The 20154-nt window shown below is 37.6% G+C and carries 18 protein-coding genes and 1 pseudogene; 2 read left to right on the plus strand and 17 right to left on the minus strand.

Features of this window, described 5'->3' with window-relative positions; all coding sequences use genetic code 11:
• Positions 1–218: 218 nt before the first annotated feature.
• Complete coding sequence (locus tag GY23_RS08955; protein ID WP_245827617.1) at positions 219–1046, minus strand: dioxygenase family protein; 828 nt, start codon at positions 1044–1046, stop codon at positions 219–221.
• 143 nt (positions 1047–1189) lie between these two features.
• Between GY23_RS08955 and GY23_RS08960 the strand changes: the two genes are divergently transcribed.
• On the plus strand, positions 1190–1984 hold the full coding sequence (locus GY23_RS08960; RefSeq protein WP_084544076.1) for an IclR family transcriptional regulator domain-containing protein: 795 nt from the start codon (positions 1190–1192) through the stop codon (positions 1982–1984).
• Positions 1985–2404: 420 nt separating this feature from the next.
• Positions 2405–3019, plus strand: a complete 615-nt coding sequence (locus GY23_RS08970) for a PH domain-containing protein (protein WP_075618850.1) — start codon at positions 2405–2407, stop codon at positions 3017–3019.
• A gap of 678 nt (positions 3020–3697) precedes the next feature.
• Here GY23_RS08970 and GY23_RS08975 read toward each other — a convergent pair.
• The 16 genes and pseudogenes from GY23_RS08975 to GY23_RS09050 form a co-directional block, all read right to left on the minus strand.
• Entirely contained in the window at positions 3698–4663 is a 966-nt protein-coding gene (locus GY23_RS08975; protein ID WP_075618851.1) for a 2-hydroxyacid dehydrogenase, read from the minus strand.
• A 13-nt stretch (positions 4664–4676) separates the two neighbouring features.
• Positions 4677–5822 (minus strand): glycerate kinase, encoded by a 1146-nt coding sequence (locus GY23_RS08980; protein ID WP_075618852.1) that lies wholly within the window; start codon positions 5820–5822, stop codon positions 4677–4679.
• A gap of 36 nt (positions 5823–5858) precedes the next feature.
• Positions 5859–7151 carry a TRAP transporter large permease gene (locus tag GY23_RS08985; protein ID WP_075618853.1) on the minus strand — a complete coding sequence of 431 codons (1293 nt, stop codon included), beginning with the start codon at positions 7149–7151 and terminating at the stop codon, positions 5859–5861.
• Positions 7132–7644: a TRAP transporter small permease gene (locus tag GY23_RS08990; protein WP_075618854.1), complete on the minus strand. Its 513-nt coding sequence runs from the start codon at positions 7642–7644 to the stop codon at positions 7132–7134. The genes GY23_RS08985 and GY23_RS08990 overlap by 20 nt, the downstream gene beginning before the upstream one ends.
• A gap of 134 nt (positions 7645–7778) precedes the next feature.
• A complete protein-coding gene (locus GY23_RS08995; RefSeq protein WP_075618855.1) occupies positions 7779–8801 on the minus strand; it encodes a TRAP transporter substrate-binding protein in 1023 nt (340 codons plus the stop codon).
• 143 nt (positions 8802–8944) lie between these two features.
• A complete protein-coding gene (locus GY23_RS09000) occupies positions 8945–10444 on the minus strand; it encodes an aldehyde dehydrogenase family protein (protein WP_245827618.1) in 1500 nt (499 codons plus the stop codon).
• A 33-nt stretch (positions 10445–10477) separates the two neighbouring features.
• Entirely contained in the window at positions 10478–11665 is a 1188-nt protein-coding gene (locus tag GY23_RS09005) for an iron-containing alcohol dehydrogenase (protein WP_075618856.1), read from the minus strand.
• Positions 11662–12756, minus strand: a complete 1095-nt coding sequence (locus GY23_RS09010; RefSeq protein ID WP_075618857.1) for an Ldh family oxidoreductase — start codon at positions 12754–12756, stop codon at positions 11662–11664. The genes GY23_RS09005 and GY23_RS09010 overlap by 4 nt, the downstream gene beginning before the upstream one ends.
• Positions 12753–13430, minus strand: coding sequence for an RraA family protein (locus GY23_RS09015; protein WP_075618858.1), 678 nt, complete (start codon positions 13428–13430; stop codon positions 12753–12755). The genes GY23_RS09010 and GY23_RS09015 overlap by 4 nt, the downstream gene beginning before the upstream one ends.
• Positions 13427–14467 (minus strand): LacI family DNA-binding transcriptional regulator, encoded by a 1041-nt coding sequence (locus tag GY23_RS09020; protein ID WP_075618859.1) that lies wholly within the window; start codon positions 14465–14467, stop codon positions 13427–13429. Before GY23_RS09020 ends, GY23_RS09015 begins: the two co-directional genes overlap by 4 nt.
• A 165-nt stretch (positions 14468–14632) precedes the next feature.
• Positions 14633–16138: a xylulokinase gene (locus GY23_RS09025; protein WP_075618860.1), complete on the minus strand. Its 1506-nt coding sequence runs from the start codon at positions 16136–16138 to the stop codon at positions 14633–14635.
• Between the two features lie 14 nt (positions 16139–16152).
• Positions 16153–17202 (minus strand): alcohol dehydrogenase catalytic domain-containing protein, encoded by a 1050-nt coding sequence (locus tag GY23_RS09030; protein ID WP_084544078.1) that lies wholly within the window; start codon positions 17200–17202, stop codon positions 16153–16155.
• A gap of 3 nt (positions 17203–17205) precedes the next feature.
• On the minus strand, positions 17206–17829 hold the full coding sequence (locus GY23_RS09035) for a class II aldolase/adducin family protein (RefSeq protein WP_075618861.1): 624 nt from the start codon (positions 17827–17829) through the stop codon (positions 17206–17208).
• Positions 17826–18611, minus strand: coding sequence for a DeoR/GlpR family DNA-binding transcription regulator (locus tag GY23_RS09040; protein WP_075618862.1), 786 nt, complete (start codon positions 18609–18611; stop codon positions 17826–17828). Before GY23_RS09040 ends, GY23_RS09035 begins: the two co-directional genes overlap by 4 nt.
• A gap of 606 nt (positions 18612–19217) precedes the next feature.
• A pseudogene (locus tag GY23_RS09045) lies at positions 19218–19552 on the minus strand (YnfA family protein).
• An 80-nt stretch (positions 19553–19632) separates the two neighbouring features.
• Positions 19633–20052 carry a RidA family protein gene (locus GY23_RS09050; RefSeq protein ID WP_075618863.1) on the minus strand — a complete coding sequence of 140 codons (420 nt, stop codon included), beginning with the start codon at positions 20050–20052 and terminating at the stop codon, positions 19633–19635.
• Positions 20053–20154 lie beyond the last annotated feature (102 nt).

Raw genomic sequence — 20154 nt, forward strand, 5'->3', positions numbered from 1 at the left:
AACAATCCCATTCCTATTAAGAAATGCGCAAAGCGCCACTCTAGCCCGACGCCGGCGCTGGAAGGGTCGATTCGAAAGCTTGCTTTCGCATGAGAGCCTGAAGCTTAGGTGCGGGCTGGCGCTTGGAGCTAGACATAATATCACCGGAAACTATTTACTTTCTTGTCTATTATCAAAAATAGCTGTCAAGATTGCTCGACAGCTATGGAATGCACGAATTATTCAGTTCGCATGATGAAGTTCAACGAAGCTTCTTTATAGTCACCTTTGTCAACTAGTTTTGTAGTAAGGGATGAGCGAACACCACTTGCAACATCTGTTTCTAACCATTTATCTCCTTCAAAGAAAACTTGCGTGATCAAAGTTTCATGACCTTCGTGATCGAATTTGATATGGATATGAGCTGGACGATAAGCATGGTAGCCAGCTGCAAAAGTGAATTCACCAGTAGGACCAGTCGTTGGAATTTGATAAGGAATAGGTACAATAGACTCTACTTCAAAATCTCCATTTTCATCCGTAAAGAATTGACCTCTTAAATTGAATTCCGGTGCAGTTGAATCATAGTTTGAATACAATCCATCTGCATCATCTTGCCACCACTCAACTTTTGTTTTTCCAATAGGACCATTTACTGAACTGACATTACCGGAGAATTTTAATTTATCTCCTGGCTCATCTGCTCTTTGTGGAATAACAACTTTAGAGCCCTCTAGTAAAGGTGAATTCTCTTCGTAGTAAGGTCCTAATAATGAAGGCTCAGTACCTGGAGAGTTTTTATATTTTGCTTCTAATACGTATGTTTCAACGAACACATCTAGGAACAACGGAATCTCTCCACTTCTACCCAATCGATCCGCCCATTTTACAAAGTTCGTATACTCTTCATGATTGAATTGTTGCTCATCCAAGAAAGCTTTCATATGTTTTACAAAACCTTCGTATGCCTCTAATACACGTGCGTTCTTTACAGCTGTTTCCATCATCATCATTTCCCCCTTGATTTTGTTTGTTTTCTCGTCCCCAAGTTGTATCAATTCACCCATGTAAACGCATTCATATTTCCGCAAAAAAATTTTAATCTTTACTTATTGAAATAGTACTTGAAAAGTAACTATTAATAATGTACGGTATACGTACATCACTTCTTTATTCGTACAAGTTCATTTTAACATAGGGGGCTATATCTTTGTCAACAGAACAATTAGATAATTTTAAAGAATCAGGTGACTTCATCCAATCATTAGATCGAGGACTACAGGTAATTCAAGCGTTTTCCCAAAATAACAAAGCTTTAAAGATTAGCGATGTTTCTAAAATTACAGGCCTTAGTAGACCCACTGCTCGCAGAATCTTACTGACACTGGAGCATCTCGGCTTTGCAGAATCAAGTAATGGAGTATTCTCCCTTACTGCTCGCACACTTTCACTCGGCTATACCTATTTATCATCTAATAACAAATGGAACATCGCCCACTCGTTCATGCGTGATTTTGTCAATAAAACCGGAGAATCCTGTTCTATTTCTATATTAGATGGAACAGATATTATCTACGTCGCACGTGTCTCTACTAAGCGCATTATGTCCATCAACTTAGACGTCGGATCTAAGTTACCAGCATACGCAACATCCATGGGCCATGTATTACTGGCAAACTTACCTAAAGAAGAGCTAGAAAAATACCTAACCAGTTTAAACCTCGAAAAATTTACTGATAAAACGATACTCGATAAAGACCAATTGCGTATCACATTGGAAGACGTTCTTGAAAAAAACTGGGGAGGCGTCGACCAACAGTTTGAAGAAGGACTACGGTCCATCGCAGTTCCACTACGAGATGCGAATGGGAAAGTAATCGCGGCCATCAACTGCTCCGTCCATGCAGGCAGAATCTCTAAAGAAGTAATTACAAATGAGTTCCTACCACTTCTCCAAGAATATGCTGAAAGAATTAGTGAAGCGATGGCAATCACAAATAGATAAGAAGCAGAGGGACGGTTCTCTTGCTTCTTTTTGGCAGTGAAACTCGTATTTTTATTCCTTTTTTTGGATGGATGGGCAAGATAGAATCTAGGTTACCAGGTTTTATCTTAAATGATTCATTGTGCTTCTGATAGCTAAGTATGGGAATGGGAAGGTTAGACGATCGAGATATAGATTGAGGGACTATTTGGGGACTTGTGTTCATTTCCATTGTTTCTTCACCCATAAATTCGTCTAATAACGAAAATTTCAATGTTTGGTCATTTTCACCTTTATCAGCACAGTTCATTTCAGTCTTGATCAGGATGGATTACACCTTACTTATAGGAAAAGGAAGAATGAAGCAAGAGAACCGTCCCTTGCTTCTAAATGCGTTATCCTGTTACAATATTTAACATAAAAAGAAAGGTTGGGAAAAGAATGTTTAAAAAAATTGCAGCAGACGCTTTAGGTTTATCTGATATTGGGAAAATTATCGACCCCGTAGATTATGACAAAACAGACGCAGATGACTATGTCTTTACTGAAGACGATGAAAAAATCTATTTTTTAATCAAAACCAAGGCTGATGAATATTGCTTTACCAATCTTGCGCTTATTCACGTTGATGGGAAAAGCGCTACATCTTCAAAGCGAACTTTGAAGCGTTATTTGTACTCTGAAAATAAAATTGAAGACGTGGAACTTGAGACTGCAGGCAAGATTGACCTCGATATTGAAATCAAGTTCCGTCTTGGGAATGAACATTACAGCATCGATGTGCAAAAAGACCAAATCGAAAAGCTAAAAGATTTATATAAAGCGCTTCTTCGTATATCAGAAGACATGCGTGAAAATCGTATATTAGTTGAGTTAGCAGATCAAAGCCTAGAAAAAGCGGTTACGATTCTTCAAAACACACGCCCTATAGATACGAATCTCGAAAAACAATACAATGAATTGACGAACTTTGGGTACACTTGGCTCACCTCGGTCCGTCAACAATATCGCGTCAAAGACTTCGGTAAAGTGTTCGAGAAGTATATCAATAACTAAATAACAAAAAAAAAGCAGGGGACGGTTCTCTTGCTTCTTTTGTTGGTGAAATTCGTATTACTGTTCCCTTTTGTAAGGGTAGACAAAATAGAAATTTGGATACCTGAATCTAACTTGAACGTAACTTTTGATAGCTAGGTGCGGAAATGGGAAGAGGTCTTATGTTCACGAAATAAATTAAGAGGCTTTTTGGGGCTAGTGTAAATATCTATTGTTTCTTCACCCAGTTGGATTGTCTAAATTAGATAGGCTGACACAGTGTCCAAAGAAGCTCCTTTTAAAGTGAGTGGGTAATTGGAAGTTCTGTGATTGGCACTTTTTCTTTACCCAAAAAACGATGGTTTTTCACTTTGCCAACTATCCATTTTATATATTAGGGCAAACACTAAATTTTATACATTTTATGGATTCTACGCAACGCTTGTGGGTACCTGTATTTGTTATTTGTTCATTAGTTTCATTGGTCATTTGGATAATATTATCTATTGTTTTAGGCATCTTTAGGGCAAGAATTAGCGATCCATATTATTAATAATTTTTATTAAAGAGTAGCGTTTAAAATGAATGCTACTCTTTTTGTTTAATTTCGTCCCAGGGGAAAGATTTAAACAGACTAATCGGTCCCTTTCATGACGATATGAAATTTTTAGCTTCTTGAACAGATCTGTTTAAAAATTATTAGCTATTAACTAAATGTTTCGGTATTCTACCTAAAATTCCTTCAATCAAGTTAGATGCCGCAAGACTAGCCATTTTTATTCTAGTGTTAATACCAGCACTTCCTATATGAGGTAAAGCTACCACATTCGGTAGTTTTAACAATGGATGGTCTGATGGGACAGGTTCTACTTCAAAGACATCTAATCCTGCCGCCCAAATCTCGTTGTTTATTAAAGCTTTGTAGAGGGCATCTTCATTTACTACGCCTCCACGAGCTGTATTTATTAAAACAGAGGATGGTTTCATTAAAGCTAACTCGTTTTGATCAATTGTATTTTTCGTTTCCGGTGTAAAGGGAACTAAAACACATACAAAATCAGACTCTTTTAGTAAGGTTTCCTTGTCCACGTAATGAATGCCTAATTGTTCTTCTGCTACAAATTTTCTTGACCGATTGTAATAAAGAACATTCATGTCAAAACCTTTTGCCCTTTTCGCCAATGCCTCTCCAATTCTACCGAGGCCAATAATGCCAAGGGTTGCACCGTAGATGTCTTGTCCTGTAAGTTGCATAGGAGACCACGTTTCCCATTTTCCTTCATGCAAATAATCGGAGGCTTCTATCAACCGTCGTGCTGTTGCCATTAGGAGAGCAAATGTCAAATCAGCAGTAGTCTCAGTTAATACGCCAGGGGTATTTGTAACCATGATACCTTTTTCAGTTGCTGCCTCAATATCAATATTGTTGTATCCTACAGCCATATTACTAATTATTTTCAGTTGTGATGACTGACTAATAAGGGATTTATCAATATTATCTGTCAGCAAACAAAAGAGTCCATTTACTTGCTGCATTTCTTTCTCAAGAACCTCTCTCGGTACAGGCTCTTCTTCATTTTCCCACATACTCACTTCACAAACTTCACTAAGCTGTGCGATTATAGCGTCTGGTAACTTACGTGTAATATAAATTTTTGGTTTCATCGTAACTCTCCCATCACGTTAGTTTTTTTTGGAAACATGACATGATATTCATGACTTGAATGGTACGCTCTTCTATCCAAACCGGTGCATTTTCAAGAGCCATTTTCAGAGTACAAGGTCCTGGCACAACTGAAAAACCGGCCTGTAATCCCAGTTGTTTTAACTGTGAGTCATTCAATTCCACCCCTCCACACAACGCAATAGTCGGAATTCCATACTTCCTTGTTATTTTTGTGACACCTGCGATGACTTTCCCCGAAAGTGTTTGGGCATCTAGTTTCCCTTCACCGGTTATGACTAAATTCGCATCCAAAATTTGTTTCTCAAATTCTAGAGCTTCCATAATAACATCTATACCCGGTAGGAATTTTGCATGTAAGAAGGTCATAAGAGCTGCACCTACACCACCAGCGGCACCACCACCCACTTTACTTCGCATATCTGTGTTCTTTTGTTTCATTACTATCTCACTAAAATGATGCAAAGCTTCATCTAATTGCTTCACCATTCCAGGAGTAGCACCTTTTTGGGGACCAAATATATAAGATGCGCCATTAATACCGCATAACGTATTTTCGACATCACTTGCAATCGTAAATGTACACTCAGACAATTCAGGAAGTAAGCTACTTTCATCAATGTGGTGCAGATTAATTAAATCTGCACCACCGTCTTTTAATTCTTCATCTTCTACATTGTAAAATCTCATTCCTAACGCTTTTAGAACGCCAACTCCGCCATCATTAGTTGCGCTTCCTCCTAAACCAATAATGAACTTTCGGTATCCTTTTTCAACTGCATCTTTAATTAGTTCTCCAGTGCCGTAACTAGTTGTTTTGAGTGGAAGTTTTTCATGTTCTTTTACTAACGGTAACCCAGAAGCCTGAGCCATTTCCACGATAACTGTCTCACCGTCACCCAATATTCCATATGAAGCTTTGATTTTTCTACCAAGAGGGTCGTGTACATCAATTGTTTTGATTGTTCCAATAGAAGAATAAACTAAGTTTTCCATTGTCCCTTCACCACCATCTGCTAACGGAACCTCAATGACCTCAGCTTCAGGGAAAACTTTCACTATTCCTCTTTTTATGATCCTGCACATCTCAGATGCTGATACCGATCCTTTAAAAGAATCAGGCGCAATGATGACCTTCACTTGAATCCCTCCTACTGAAAGACTCTATTAAATTTTTTATTTTAAAACATTTGGTAGCCATAAAGAGATTTCCGGTATATACGAAATTAATAAAATATCGATTAATAATACAACGTAAAATGGTATAAGCGGCTTTAGGAGATGTTCAATCCTAAGTCCCGCTATCGAACTTGCTACAAACAGATTGACACCAACCGGTGGTGTCAGCATTCCGACCGCTAAATTGACAATCATAATAATTCCAAAATGAATAGGGTCGATGCCAAAAGACATGGCAACTGGTGTTAATATTGGAGCTAAAATGACAATTGCTGCACCTGTTTCTAAAAACATCCCTACAAGTAATAGCAATACATTTACTAATATTAGATAGACGATTGGGCTATCGGAAATTCCTAAGAAGAACTCTGCTACTTTATCTGGAATTTTTTCAGCAGTTAACACCCAACCAAACAATCCTGCATTGCCTATGATAATCATAATAATCGAAGTAGAAAGTGCAGAACTTTTCAATGCACTCATAATATTTGTTAGATTTAAGGATTTGTAAATGAACGATCCGACAATAAATGCATAAGCAACAGCTACAGCAGCTGCTTCAGTTGGAGTAAAGATACCTCCATAAATTCCTCCAAGTATTAAAAAAGGCATGAGCAATGGTAAAATTGCCTTTCTAAACGAGACTAATCTTCCTTCTTGAATTACTAAATCGTCATTAACTCCTGTATTTAACCCGTATCCTTTCTTTTTAGAGATAAAGAATATTAATAGCATTAGGGAACTTGCAACTAAGACACCAGGAATGACTCCAGCCATAAATAAATCTCCAATGGAAATTGAAACTCCAGCTGAAAGAGCGAAAATAATCATAGGGATGGACGGCGGGATAATAACTCCTAATTCACCTGAAGCTGCTTGTACTGAAGTAGCAAAGTTTTTAGGGAAGCCCCGTTTAACCATTGCAGGTATTAAAATCCCACCTACTGCTGCTACAGTAGCTGCACTTGATCCGGAAATTGATGCAAAAAACATAGCTGTCATCACGGAGACAATCGCTAATCCACCTGTCAATTTACCCACTAATGCGTTTGCAAAGTTAATTAACCTTTGAGAAATCCCACTATGTTCCATTAAATTACCCGCCAATATAAAGAATGGAATGGCCATTAATGGAAATGAATTGAGCGATGCTACAATTCGTTGAACAGCTACTTGAGCAGGAATATCTGCACTCGTCATGGCAAAAATTGATGAAAAGCCCATGGAAAAGGCAACAGGAAAACCGATAGCAAAGAGGATGAAAAGTAAGCTAAATAAGAGCGCTACCATCTATTTTATCCTCCTCTTTTTCTTTTTTAGTTAATATTTCAACTAATACAAGCAAAGCATTCAGGATTCCTAAAATTCCAGCAACAGGAATTGCGTAATAAATAACAGAAACCGGTAGATCTAGTGCGCCAATTTTTTGCCCATTTGTAAGTTCTAAAAGAATAAATCCATATCTTATAAGGATAAATAAGAAGATTACATTTAATAAAACAATGAGAACTTCCATCATTTTTTTTATCTTACGGGGAACGATATGTAGAACAATTTCAACCGAGACTAATAAACCTTTACGTAATGCTACTGATGTTCCAAGTAGGACAATCCATATCATCGAATATCTTACTACTTCTTCTGACCAAACCAGGGGACTGTGTAGAATAAAGCGAGCAAAAACCTGGTAAATAGTCAATAATGTTACTAATCCAAATAATATTGCAATCGTATTAAAAACCCAATGATTCAAACGATCTGCTAAACCTATAATTGCCTTCATAATGTAACCTCACTTCTGTTACTATATTTTTCTTTCCTCAAGCCATACGTACACATTTTCTTAAAAGTAATTAATAAATATGGCTCACTAAAAGAATTTATGGGGGGGAAGACCCCCCATACGTACAAAACTAATTATTTCGTAGAAAGGATTTTTTCATAGATATCGCTAATTTCAGGGAATTCCTTGTCAACAAAACCATCCAATTTGTCCTGGAATGCTTTTAAATCCGGTTCAACTACAGTCATCCCTCCTGCTTTTAGATCTTCTAAAAATTGCTCATCACCTTTTTGAACTTCTTCGGCTGTAAACGATTTACTTTCACCATTTGCTGCTGCGATTAGTGCTTCTTGCAAGTCTGGACTAAGTTTATCGTATGTTGCCCCACCGATAACTACTGCAATAGGTTCACGTACATGCTCTGTTTTTACTAGGAAGTCAACCACTTCATTAAATTTAGAATTATAAATTAATGATAATGGGTTTTCTTGCCCATCAATTACACCTTGTTGTAAAGATGTAAAAACTTCAGCAAATTCCATTGGTGTTGGAGATGCACCTAAAGTTTTGAATGACTTAACAAATACAGGGCTATCTGGAACTCGAATTTTCAATCCTGCAAGATCATCCGGAGTTTTCACTTCAGTTTTAGTTGTCAACCAACGTGCACCACGTGTCCAATATGAAAGTACTTTATATTGGGATTCCTCTAAGATCTTATCTGAAATTTCTTGACCTACTTCACCATTGTAAATTTTCTCAAAATGGGCTTGATCATCAAACATGAATGGCACAGTGAAAATTTTTGCTGTATCAGAAGCACCAGAAAGCACCCCTGCTCCTCCAAGCCAAATATCAGCTGTTCCAACTTTTAAACCCTCTAACAGATCTTTATCTTTTCCTAAAGTTCCATCAGCGAAGATCTCAATTTTCAATTGACCATCAGTGGCTTTTTCGACTTCAGCAGCGAATTTCTCAGCCGCTTGTGCGTGAATTTCAGAACTTGGCAATACATGCCCTAATTTTAAAACGATTGGTTCAACAGATGTTGTTCCTTCAGCGTCCACATCATTTCCATCAGCCGTATTAGATGAGCACCCTGCAGCAATGATTAAAACCAGCAATAAAATAAATGCGTTTTTCAACTGCTTTCTCATTTCTCCATCTCCCTTTGTTTGTTAATATTTATATCAAAGTTATTCTATTGTAGTCGGTGACAATATTCTGTAGATACCGTTTAAACTCTTTCTCCCCTTTAGTTCTTACGGTGTTGAATATTGTCTCGGCTTTTTATTTTTCTTTAATACTGGAAATAAACAGCTTTCACTTCTGTAAAGAAGTCAACATTTGTGCTCCCAATTGAGAATGCACCAAAGCCTGAATTCTTTGTTCCACCAAACGGTAGGTGTGCAGCACTTGCAGTTCCATGATTAATATGAACCATTCCAGATTCAACTTGATCGGCAAATTGATATGCTGCACGTAAATCCTTTGTAAATACGGCTGCTGCAAGTCCGTATTCAACATCATTCGCCAGTTCAAATGCTTCCTCTATACTGTCAACAGCAAGCACCGACAAGACAGGCCCGAAAATCTCTTCTTTTGCTATTCTCATATTTGGAGTTACATCTGTAAAAATGGCTGGGTTCATATAAGCACCTTTTCCAAAATCCCCATTTGTAAGGACCTCTCCCCCATATAGAAGTGTTGCTCCTTCTGTTTTTCCGATTTCAATGTATTTCTGAACAGCATCCAATTGTGATTGATTGACTAAAGGACCCATTGTTGCGCCTTCATCCCATGAAGGTCCCACTTTAATCTTCTGAAGTTCAGCTAACAAAGCACCGATTAATTCTTCCTGTTTTTCTCTCAATACGATGACTCTACTGATGGCTGTACAACGTTGGCCGCTACAAGCAAAAGCAGCACTCGATATTTGCTTCGCCACGTATTCAACATCGTCATAATCTAGTACCACGGCTGGATTTTTCCCACCTAATTCAAGCTGTGTCTTCGCTAATCTTGCAGCCGCTTGTTTGTTTATTTCAAGACCCATTTTTGTGGATCCTGTAAAACTGATTCCTTTTACCAATGGATGATTTACAAGCGCATTTCCGACTTGAGAACCACTACCAACGACAAGATTGACAACACCAGACGGTACACCCGCTTCTGATAATAGCTCCATTAAACGTGCAGATGTCCACGGTGTAACTGAAGATGGTTTATAAACAACCGTACAGCCATTTGCGAGTGCAGGAACAATCTTACGAACAGGTGTTACAACCGGGAAGTTCCAAGGGGCAATCGCAGCAATTACACCGATTGGTTTACGAATAGTGGAATTCCAAACATTTGGACGTTCCCCTGGAAGTGTCTGCCCTGCTCCGCGAGATGCTTCTCCTGCCGTAAATCTTGTTTCTTTTGCAGCACGTATCACTTCGCCTTTTGATTCAGCTAATACTTTTCCTTGTTCCGCAGACAACATAAAGGCAAGCTCATCAATATGTTTTTCCAGGAGATCAGCAAATTTGAACAGAATGGAAGCACGGTCTGGACCCGGTACTTTCGACCAAGTTTTGAAAGCTTCATTTGCCGCATTTACTGCTATATCAACATCGCTTACAGTGGAAGCTTGGAAACTTGCAAGTAACTGTTGTTGATTGGAAGAGTTAAAGATTGAAAATACCTTTCCCCCTTTACTTGGTGTCCATTCACCATTTATAAAGTTTCCATACGTTTTCGCGTTTGCTTTTTCAAGCCAATTCAACATGCTGTTCGTAGACGTGATTGTTGTCAAATGAAACACTCCTTTATCTGAATAACTGTTTAACTATGCGAATACTGCTTCTTTTTTACTTACCACCATCACTGCACGACAAATATTTTTAAAGTCTTCTAACGTTGGTTTTACTGGATTTACGGGAACGTTACCCGAAAGCATCGCTTCTTCTACAATGAAATCTAGATGTCCTTCTTCAACACCATAATCTGAGAGTGTTTGTGTAATCCCAATATCTTTGTTAAGTTGTCTAACTGCTTTTACTGCACTTTCAGCAGCTTCCCGGTCGGATAAACCATCTACGTTTTCACCGAAAATCTTGGCAATTTCTTTGTACTTTTCCATATTGCCTATTAAATTGAACTTCATGACTTCCGGTAAGAGAATGGCATTTACTACACCATGTGGAATTTTGAAATGAGCCCCTAGTGGCATAGCTAATGCATGGGCTAAGCCTAATCGAGTTGTATTAAAGGCCATTGCGGCAATAGAACTTGCTAGTAGCATGTCAGATCGTGCATCTAAGTTTTCTCCTTGTACAACTGCTAATCTAAGACTTTTAGCAATCAATTTCATTGATTGCAATGATAATGTTTCCGAAATTGGCTGTGTGGCTTTGTTCACATACGATTCCATTGCATGTGTCAATGCATCCATTCCAGTAGCAGCTGTTAAATGGGCTGGTAAAGTAAGTGTTAGCTCTGGATCACATAATGCAAGAACTGGACAAACGTACATACTGCCTACACTTAGTTTCGCCTGTGCTTTTTTATCTGATAAAACCGCAAATCTTGTAAGTTCACTACCTGTACCTGCAGTTGTTGGAACAGCAATCACTGGAACCCCAGGTCCAGGGACAAGATCTATCCCGATGTAATCTCGAATAGTACCTGGATGTTTCAACATAATCCCAATGGATTTGGCCGTATCAAGTGCACTCCCTCCACCAACACCAACCACTAAGTTACAGTTTTCTCTTCTCGCAAAATCCACACCTAAATCAACTGATTCAATTGTCGCTTCCATTCCAACCTCTGTAAAAATGACGAAGGGAATACCAGCTAACTTCAGTGGAGCTTCTAGTTTTGAGATAATACCTGCTTGTAGTACCCCTGGGTCACCAACTATCAGTACCTTTGTTCCGTTTAATTGTTTTACATGGTTTGCTAATGTATTAATGTAACCGCTTCCAAATTCGATGGCTGTCGGCACTTCATATCGGAAATTTTTCAGTGTCATAAAATTGTCTCCTTCACATTATTGTTTTCATGTATTGCAGCGTCCATCAATTCTAATTGATAGCGTTTTCCAATTTGATGAAGCTCTTTAACTACTTTAAATGGCAACTCAATCCCTGTTTCTTTCTGTTCTTCTACACGTCTAAATTCAATTTCTCCAGGGATGAATATCTCATTGACACCTTCACCTTTTGGTTCAGCTTTAATTTCTTTAATATAAAGATCCATACGTTTTTTGAACATGTCGATAGGCATAAAGCGATTAATATCAATTGCTAAGAAAAAGTGACCGACATTTTGAGTTTCATCCCAATTTTCATACATATTATTCACATATTTTCCGAAACCGGCACCCGTTAAGACACCTGACAAGATATCAATAAACATGGAAATGGCATAACCTTTTGGTCCTCCAATAGGCAGTACCGATCCTTCAAGTGCTTCGTGAGCATTAGTTGTGGGATTCCCGTTTTTATCCATAGCCCAACCCTCCGGTATTGGGTTATCTTTTTGTGCCGCAACGATGATTTTTCCTCTTGCCACAACACTTGTCGCCATATCGAGTATGAAAGGCAATTCTTCACCAGCTGGAACCCCTACAGCCAGTGGATTAGTTCCAATAAACGGGCGAATCCCGCCTGTTGGAGGCATTGTTTGGGAAGCATTGGACATGACGAGCAAAATCATATCCTGTTGAATAGCTTTAAGTGCATAAAAAGCACCTGTTCCAAAATGGTTAGATTCTTTCACACCAACAATTCCTGCACCTTTTTCTTTCGCTTTCTGTATGGCTACATCTAAAGCAAAAGAACCTACGACAGATCCAAAATTATTATTTCCATTTACAAGGGCAGTAGCATCACTTTCCGATTCAACTTTGATGTCACTCTTGGAATCAATCATATTTTTTTCAATTCGCTCTAAATAAATGGATGTTCTTACAACCCCGTGAGATTCAACTCCCCTTAAATCAGCTTGAATTAAAGAATCAGCAACAATTTTTGCACTTTCTTGGCTGACACCTGCTTTAACAAACACATCAAAACAGAATTTTTCAAGTTTTTTCCAATCGAACTTTGTTGGTAGAGTCATTGATATTTGCACCCTTTCCGGGAGAGAGTCTCATCTACCCAACTTCTGTCAATAGTCCCCTCAGCGATAGCTTTCATTATGTTTTGCTCATTTACTTCTTGCTGTTTTACTTTTTCAAGAATCACTCCTGCTTGCTCACTTGGAATGATGACCAACCCGTCTTCATCTCCTAGAACAATATCTCCTGGATAGACGATTGTTCCACCCAGTGAAATAGGGACATTTATTTCCCCGGGACCATCTTTATACGGTCCCCGATGCGTTACACCTTTTGCGTATACTGGAAAATCACCGTCTTGGAATGCCGCCAAATCTCGAATCGCGCCATTTATAACAAAACCTTTAATCCCTTTCTTTTGAGATAGTCTCAGCATGATTTCACCGACAATTGCGTTTGTCGTATCCCCGCCTGCATCGACTACTAGGATATCTCCTGGTTCTGCCATATCTATTGCCTTATGAACCATTAAATTGTCTCCAGGTCTGGTTTTCACAGTCAAAGCGCTTCCTAGCAATCTCCCTTTTTTATGATAGGGACGTAATGTATCGTCTGCTGCAAACATTCTGTTTAAGTTATCACTAACATGCGGAGTTACAACATGTTCAAACTGTTTGATCAATTTTTCATCGACCTTTTTTGTTCTTGGAAAAATTCCAAAACCGAAATTTGTCAATTAATATTCACTCCTTCTTTAAAGCCACAAGACTCTCTAATTATTAAATTAGGTTCTAATGAAATCGTTTTCATTTCTTCATCTACTGAATCATTCGATTCTATTAAACTAATTAGTCGTTCTGCTGCCAGTTGTCCCATCTCATATGATGGTTGATTAACTGTTGTTAATGGAGGATTTAAGTGCTTTGACCAAACCGTTTCATCGTAGCCGATAAGTGAAATATCATCCGGTACTGTTAATCCTAAATCCTTTATCCCTTCAAGAATCTCAAGTGTCATCATATTATTTGTAGATAGTATGGCATCCGGTCGTTTCTGACTTAACAATAGCTGTTTTACTTTTTCACGAATACTTCCTGGTGTTTCTTTCGCAATTACAATTAACTCTGGATCACTATCAATTCCGTAATCCTTTAAGGCTTCTTTGTACCCCGCAAGTCTTTCTATTCGAGGGCTAATGCCTTCTGTTGGATAAAGGAAAATGGCGATTTTCTTATTTCCTAATTTAATTAAATGGGTAACTGCCAACTTTCCACCCGAAACATTGTCAACGACAACGGTGTCAAATTCAAGCCCATAAATTTTTCGGTTGATTGAAATAAAAGGCAGACGATCTTTTTTCAATTGATCATAAAGATTTAAATTCTTTATGGTTGGATTAATAATAATTCCATCCACTTGTCTCATTTGAAATTGTTTAATATGTTCTTCTTCTATATCCGCTTCTTCATTGGAGTTACAAATCATCAAGCTGTATCCCTTGCTTCGACACGTATCTTCAACACCTTCTAACACTTTAATCCAAAATGGATTTTGAAGGTTTGATAAAATGATTCCAATTACATTTGTTTTCATGCCTTTTAAACCTTTAGCAAGGGCATTTGGTCGATAATCCATATCATCAATCACTTTTAAAACTTTATGAACCGTTTTTTCTGTGTTTTGACCGTAATTTCCGTTTAATATTCGGGAAACTGTAGACTTGGAAACACCTGCTTCTTTTGCGACATCTGTCATTGTGACTTTTGAACTCATTGTAAAACCCTCAATTCTAATAAATCTTGGAAATCGGTTTAGGAAATCGGTTTCCTAAAGTACCTAAGATAAATCTAGCAGATGCAATTTTTTAAATCAAGTGAATTTTCAAAATTTATTTTTTATTATTTTTTGGTATACTAATCAACCATTTTTATATTCAAATCATTGTCGTATATTCCGAATTACATCATATAAATTTTTATTTTTTTCATAAATAGAAATGTACATATTCAAATACTCTTGATAGATTTCATGATTCTTACAGTTAGGTTTATATAGTTTTTTAAAGGAAACGATCTGATTTATACCATCTGCATCATCTGCATATAAACCAATTGAAATCCCAGCTAAAATAGCCACTCCTAACGTTTCACTGTCAGAATTATGTGGTACTTTTATTGAAACCCCTAGAATATCTGACAAAGTTTGTAACCAAATATCACTCTTTGCCCCACCTCCACTTGCATGTAAGCATTGGAACTCCACACCTAATTCTTCCTTCATTATTTTGTAATTGTGCGCTAGAGAATATCCGACACCTTCAAGAACTGCCCGAATAAAGTCTTCTTTTTTATGCTCGGTAGTCATGCCAAAGAATGAACCTGTTGCTTTTGGATTCCATATAGGTGAACGTTCTCCGGAAATGTAAGGGTGATAAATTAAACCTCTCGCACCAATCGATGATTTACTAGCCATGTCATCCATTTGTTGATAGATTTTGGATTGTTTGCACGTAGATTCATCGAATAAAAGTTCTTTTATCCATTTGTAGGAGATTCCAGTACTATTTGTTGGCGTCATAGAAAACATACTAGATTGTACTGAATTGGTTACATTCATAAACCTGTTATCTGTTTCAAGCGAATTAAAACAGATTCTACCAACACTCCCAAGAATCAAAGAAGCTGTTGATTGCGTAGATCCCAACCCAATATGACCAGCCAATGAATCCATACATCCAGCAATGACAGGAGTTCCTACTTCTAATCCCGTTAACTTTGCGGCATCTTTAGTAACCGAACCAATGATATCAACCGGTTTTTGAATAGGTGGAAGAAGATTCTTTTCTATACCGAAATAAGTACATAACTTAGGGTCCCACGACTTACTATCGACATCATATAACATTGTGGTTGATGCTCGACTATGGTCTATGGAATAAGAATTCGTTAATTTAAAATTGATAAAACTATGTGGTGTCATAAATCTTGAAACACGGTTCAAATCATTTTCATGATTTAGTTTTAACCATAAAATGGTTGGACCCCAGAAAGCACCAGACGCAATTCTATTTTTAGTTTTTTCCAGTACATAATCTTCTCCTATATCGCGTTTAATATCATCTACTAAACTCGATGCACGCTGATCTAACTGCATGATTGCAGGCATGACTGGATGACCACTTTCGTTTAAAAGAACTAACGCATTTGTACTACTTACACCAATCGCCTTTATATCACAGGAAGAAACCGTTCCTCTCCTGAAAATATCTCGAAAAGACTGACAAACCGCATCCCACCAAACAAACGGATTGAGCTCCACCCAATATTGCTGAGGTTTGGAAAGAGCATATTCGGAATATCCACTGTCCATTATGTTTCCAGTTTCATCATAGATTGTCACTTTTGTGCCAGTTGTACCCACATCTATTCCTGCCAAATAACGCATGTTATCTAATCCCTTTATGCCCATGGATCAATAATGACCTTTATTTTTTGAAAACTGTTTTTCATCTCCAATGCACGTTCCCATTCATCTAAACCGACAACCTCTGAAATGAGAAGAGTAACGTCAACTTGACCACTTTCAACAAGATCTAACACTTCTTGGTGGAGTTCAGGTGTAGCAGCAGATGAACCAGTCAAGTTGATTTCTTTATAGTGAATTAAATTGGGATCAAGTGAAATCTTAGAACCATGCGGGGCACCTGCAAAGATCACATACGTTCCACCTTTTTTGACATATTCGATTGACTCTTCAATTATTTTCGGAATACCAACATCAATAATAACTACATCGGCACCTTCTCCGTCTGTAAGTTCTTTTAGTCGAATTTCCGGATTTTCATCAAAAGGATTTATGGTATGTGTAGCTCCAAGCTTTAATGCGATTTCGCGTTTTGCGTGATCTGGTTCGATGACAACTAGAATTCCTGGTTCTTTCAATTTTGCCAATTGAACATGGAATAGACCAATAGGGCCAGCACCAATGATAACTACGCAATCGCCTTGTTGAATATTTGCACGTTTAATTCCATTTAAAGCTGCTGCAATCGGCTCAGTAATTGCTACCACTTTCTGATCTAGATTTGATGATACTTTAAATACATTACCCATATTTATCGCTATTTTAGGTATTTTTATGTACTGTGCGAAGCCTCCATCAATTTCATAGCCGATGGTTTTTCGATTGACGCAAATGTTCTTTCGACCAGTTTTACACGTATAGCAATCCCCACATGAAATCATAGGATAAACGGTTACATGATCACCCACTGAGAAACTTTGTACGTTTGTTCCTACTTTTTCTATTACACCAGAAAACTCATGTCCAATTATTCTAGGTCCTTCTATTATTTTTGTTCCTTGATAAATCCTGTTATCTGTTCCGCAAACACCTGCGTATGATACTCTAACTAATAATTCATCTTCATTAATTACGGGAATGGGAACTTCCACTACCTTTAAGTCTTTTGGTGCATAAAAAGTAAGTGCTCTCATTGTCTTTACCATTTTTTAACCTCCATATGTTTCGATAATTTCTTTTACCAACTGATTCGGTATTCTGCGTGCTGTATGATTGGATAAAAACTCTATTTTTAAATTGTCTTCAATCTCATAAGCGCCGATGCCCGCTTTACTTAATGTTTTTCCTGCCGATATGACACCATGATTTTCCAGCAGTAACCCGTTGTATTGTCGAATTTCTTTTCCAACAAGCTCTCCAAGATCCTTGGAACCAGGCAAAACAAAGGGAATCAATTTCACGTTGCCAACTTTTGCTGCAATACTTGGAATGTAAATCGGAATTAACGAATCCACAGTGGCTGTACAAGAATATGTGACTGCGTATATTGAATGCGTATGAACTACTGCATTAATATCGGGTCTCGCATGATAAATGGCTAAATGCATCGGTAATTCCTTTGTAGGTTTTGGACCATATAGAGTGATCCCCTCTAAATTCGTAATGGATAAACTAGCAGACTTCAATTCTCCCAATGACCAACCACTGGGTGTGGATATGACAACATTCTCCATCCGAACAGAAAGATTTCCACCTGTACCGTTAACTAATCCTTTATCAGTTAACTCCTTTCCCAACTTGACAATTTCTTCGGATATTTGTGAAATGTTCATAGACAATCCTCCTGATTCTCATTTGCCACCATAACTTCTATACCTAGTTCTTCAAATTGTTTCTGTTCTTCAAAGTTAGTATCTGTAACAAGACTTGTAATCTCATTCAGTGAACAGATCTTTGAGATGGATCGTTTTCCAATTTTTGAAGAGTCCGCTAGCAGAATGGTTGTTTGACTAGATTCCATCATTTGCTTCCGGAGTGCCATTGAATTCATATTCGAAACCGTTACACCACCTTCTATAGAAACACCGCTACATGATAAAAAAACTTTATCCGCATACATAGATTGGAGTGATAAAATTGTGCTGTTTCCAACAATTGCTCCTGTCCGTTTACGCAATTGCCCGCCAAGAACGATTACATCAATATGTTCACTTGCCATCAAATTATAGGCAATGGGAATCGAGTTTGTGATAATTGTTAAGTCTTTTTTAGCTTGCAAATAATTAACAATCAACGAGCTAGTCGTTCCGTTATCCAGAATAATGACATCCCCATCATTAATTAAACTAGCAGCTGATTTGGCAATGTGATTTTTTTGGACATTATTCGTTACTGACCGGTCTGAGAATAAAGGTTCTGATTTTAACGAATAGTTATCGTGAAGTACTGCTCCTCCATATGTCTTCATGACAATTTGCTGGTTTTCTAAAAAATCCAAATCTCTTCGAATCGTTGTTTCTGAAACATTAAGTTCCTTACTTAACTCGGCTACTAATACTTCACCTATTTCTTCAATTTGATTTTTTATCAATTCCCGTCTTTGAATGACTAGCATGAATACACCCCTTTAACGCTCATTTGTGTTTTTTTTCGCTTGTTGATGCTTATTATATGTATATTAATTTGAATAATCAATAATTTATGACTATTTTTGCATCTTTTCGCCTATTTCTTTTGTAAAGTATTTTTGCAAAAAAATAGGTGTCTTCTCTTTCATTGCCATCCCATAAGATTCAGCAAAAACTTACTAGCTTTCATACTGAAGAAACCTCCAATCAGCCCATCTGATTGGAGGTTTCTTCTGTTTCGGATTAGTGAAGTCCCCCTGTGTGGGGAACAATCATAAATATATGAACAATCACGTTAGTTCAAACTAACACGATTGTTTTTGACACAGAGGACAAAAAGTACAAGTTTTTCAGAAAAATTAATTCTATTAAAAGTTTATCAATATGTAAATTATCCGGCTGAGAAAAATGAAGAATTGTAGTAAAGTGACAGAATTGTTCTATTGAATGGAATTCTAAAATTTATATCATTATAATTATTTGCATTTTTATACAAAAAAAGAATCAAACAGTATCTTTATTGTTAGATTCTTGAAATTCCACATTAAATTGTAGTTAATACTCTGAGTTGTTTTCGCACAGGCACCCATTAATTAATGGTGGGGTGCTAATAACATCACTGATACACCAACTAAACATATGCCTGCACCTATCCAATCATACAAATCAAGCGTTTTTTTATCTACACCCCACCCCCATAATACGGATAGTATGATAAATCCCCCTCCATAAGCTGCATAGACTCTTCCGAAAGAGGAAATGATTGAAAAGTAGCAATAATGCCATATAAAACTAATGCATTTCCTCCAAAAAGCCCCAAATATGCTGACTTTCCTTCCCTTAACCACAACCATATAAGGTATCCACCACCTATTTCAGCTAATCCAGCCAATAAAAAAGAAAGATCATTATAACCAAAATACCTCATTCTTCCCGTGCTTTTGATTTTGGGAAAGAATCAACAATCTATTGAAGATGCCATATTTGCCGCATGTTCCTTCTATTTGGTTATTGTTCTTCCGTTTGGTCTTCTACGGCTGCTACGGCTTCGATTTCCACCAATTGATCGGGGTAACCTAGTACTGTGACTCCAGATAAAGTACTCGGGACATCATGATCACCGAATTCTTTTCGGATTGCTTCCCATGCCGTGACCAAATCCGACCGATTTTGAGTCGCTACGAGCACTCTCGTATATACCATGTCTTCCACTGTGGCACCGCACTCCTTCAAGGCGACTTTCAAATTATCCACACAGGTTTTTGCCTGAAAAGCATAATCACCAATACCAGTTACTTTTCCATCCTTATCAAGTGGACATGCTCCCGCGAAATAGAGCATATTCATACCTGAAGGCACTCTACTAGCGTAAGCATAATCAACGGCAGCTAACTTTGAAGAATGAATGAACGATATTTTCTTTTTCATTTTGATGCTCCTTCGAATATATTATTGGCATGCTAAACGTAATCTTTGAGATTGTGCAATCTTCTTAAATAAGAACTGTCAGAACAAAAATGACGAAATCAG

It is taken from the genome of Paenisporosarcina indica (assembly GCF_001939075.1).
GTDB lineage: Bacteria > Bacillota > Bacilli > Bacillales_A > Planococcaceae > Paenisporosarcina > Paenisporosarcina indica.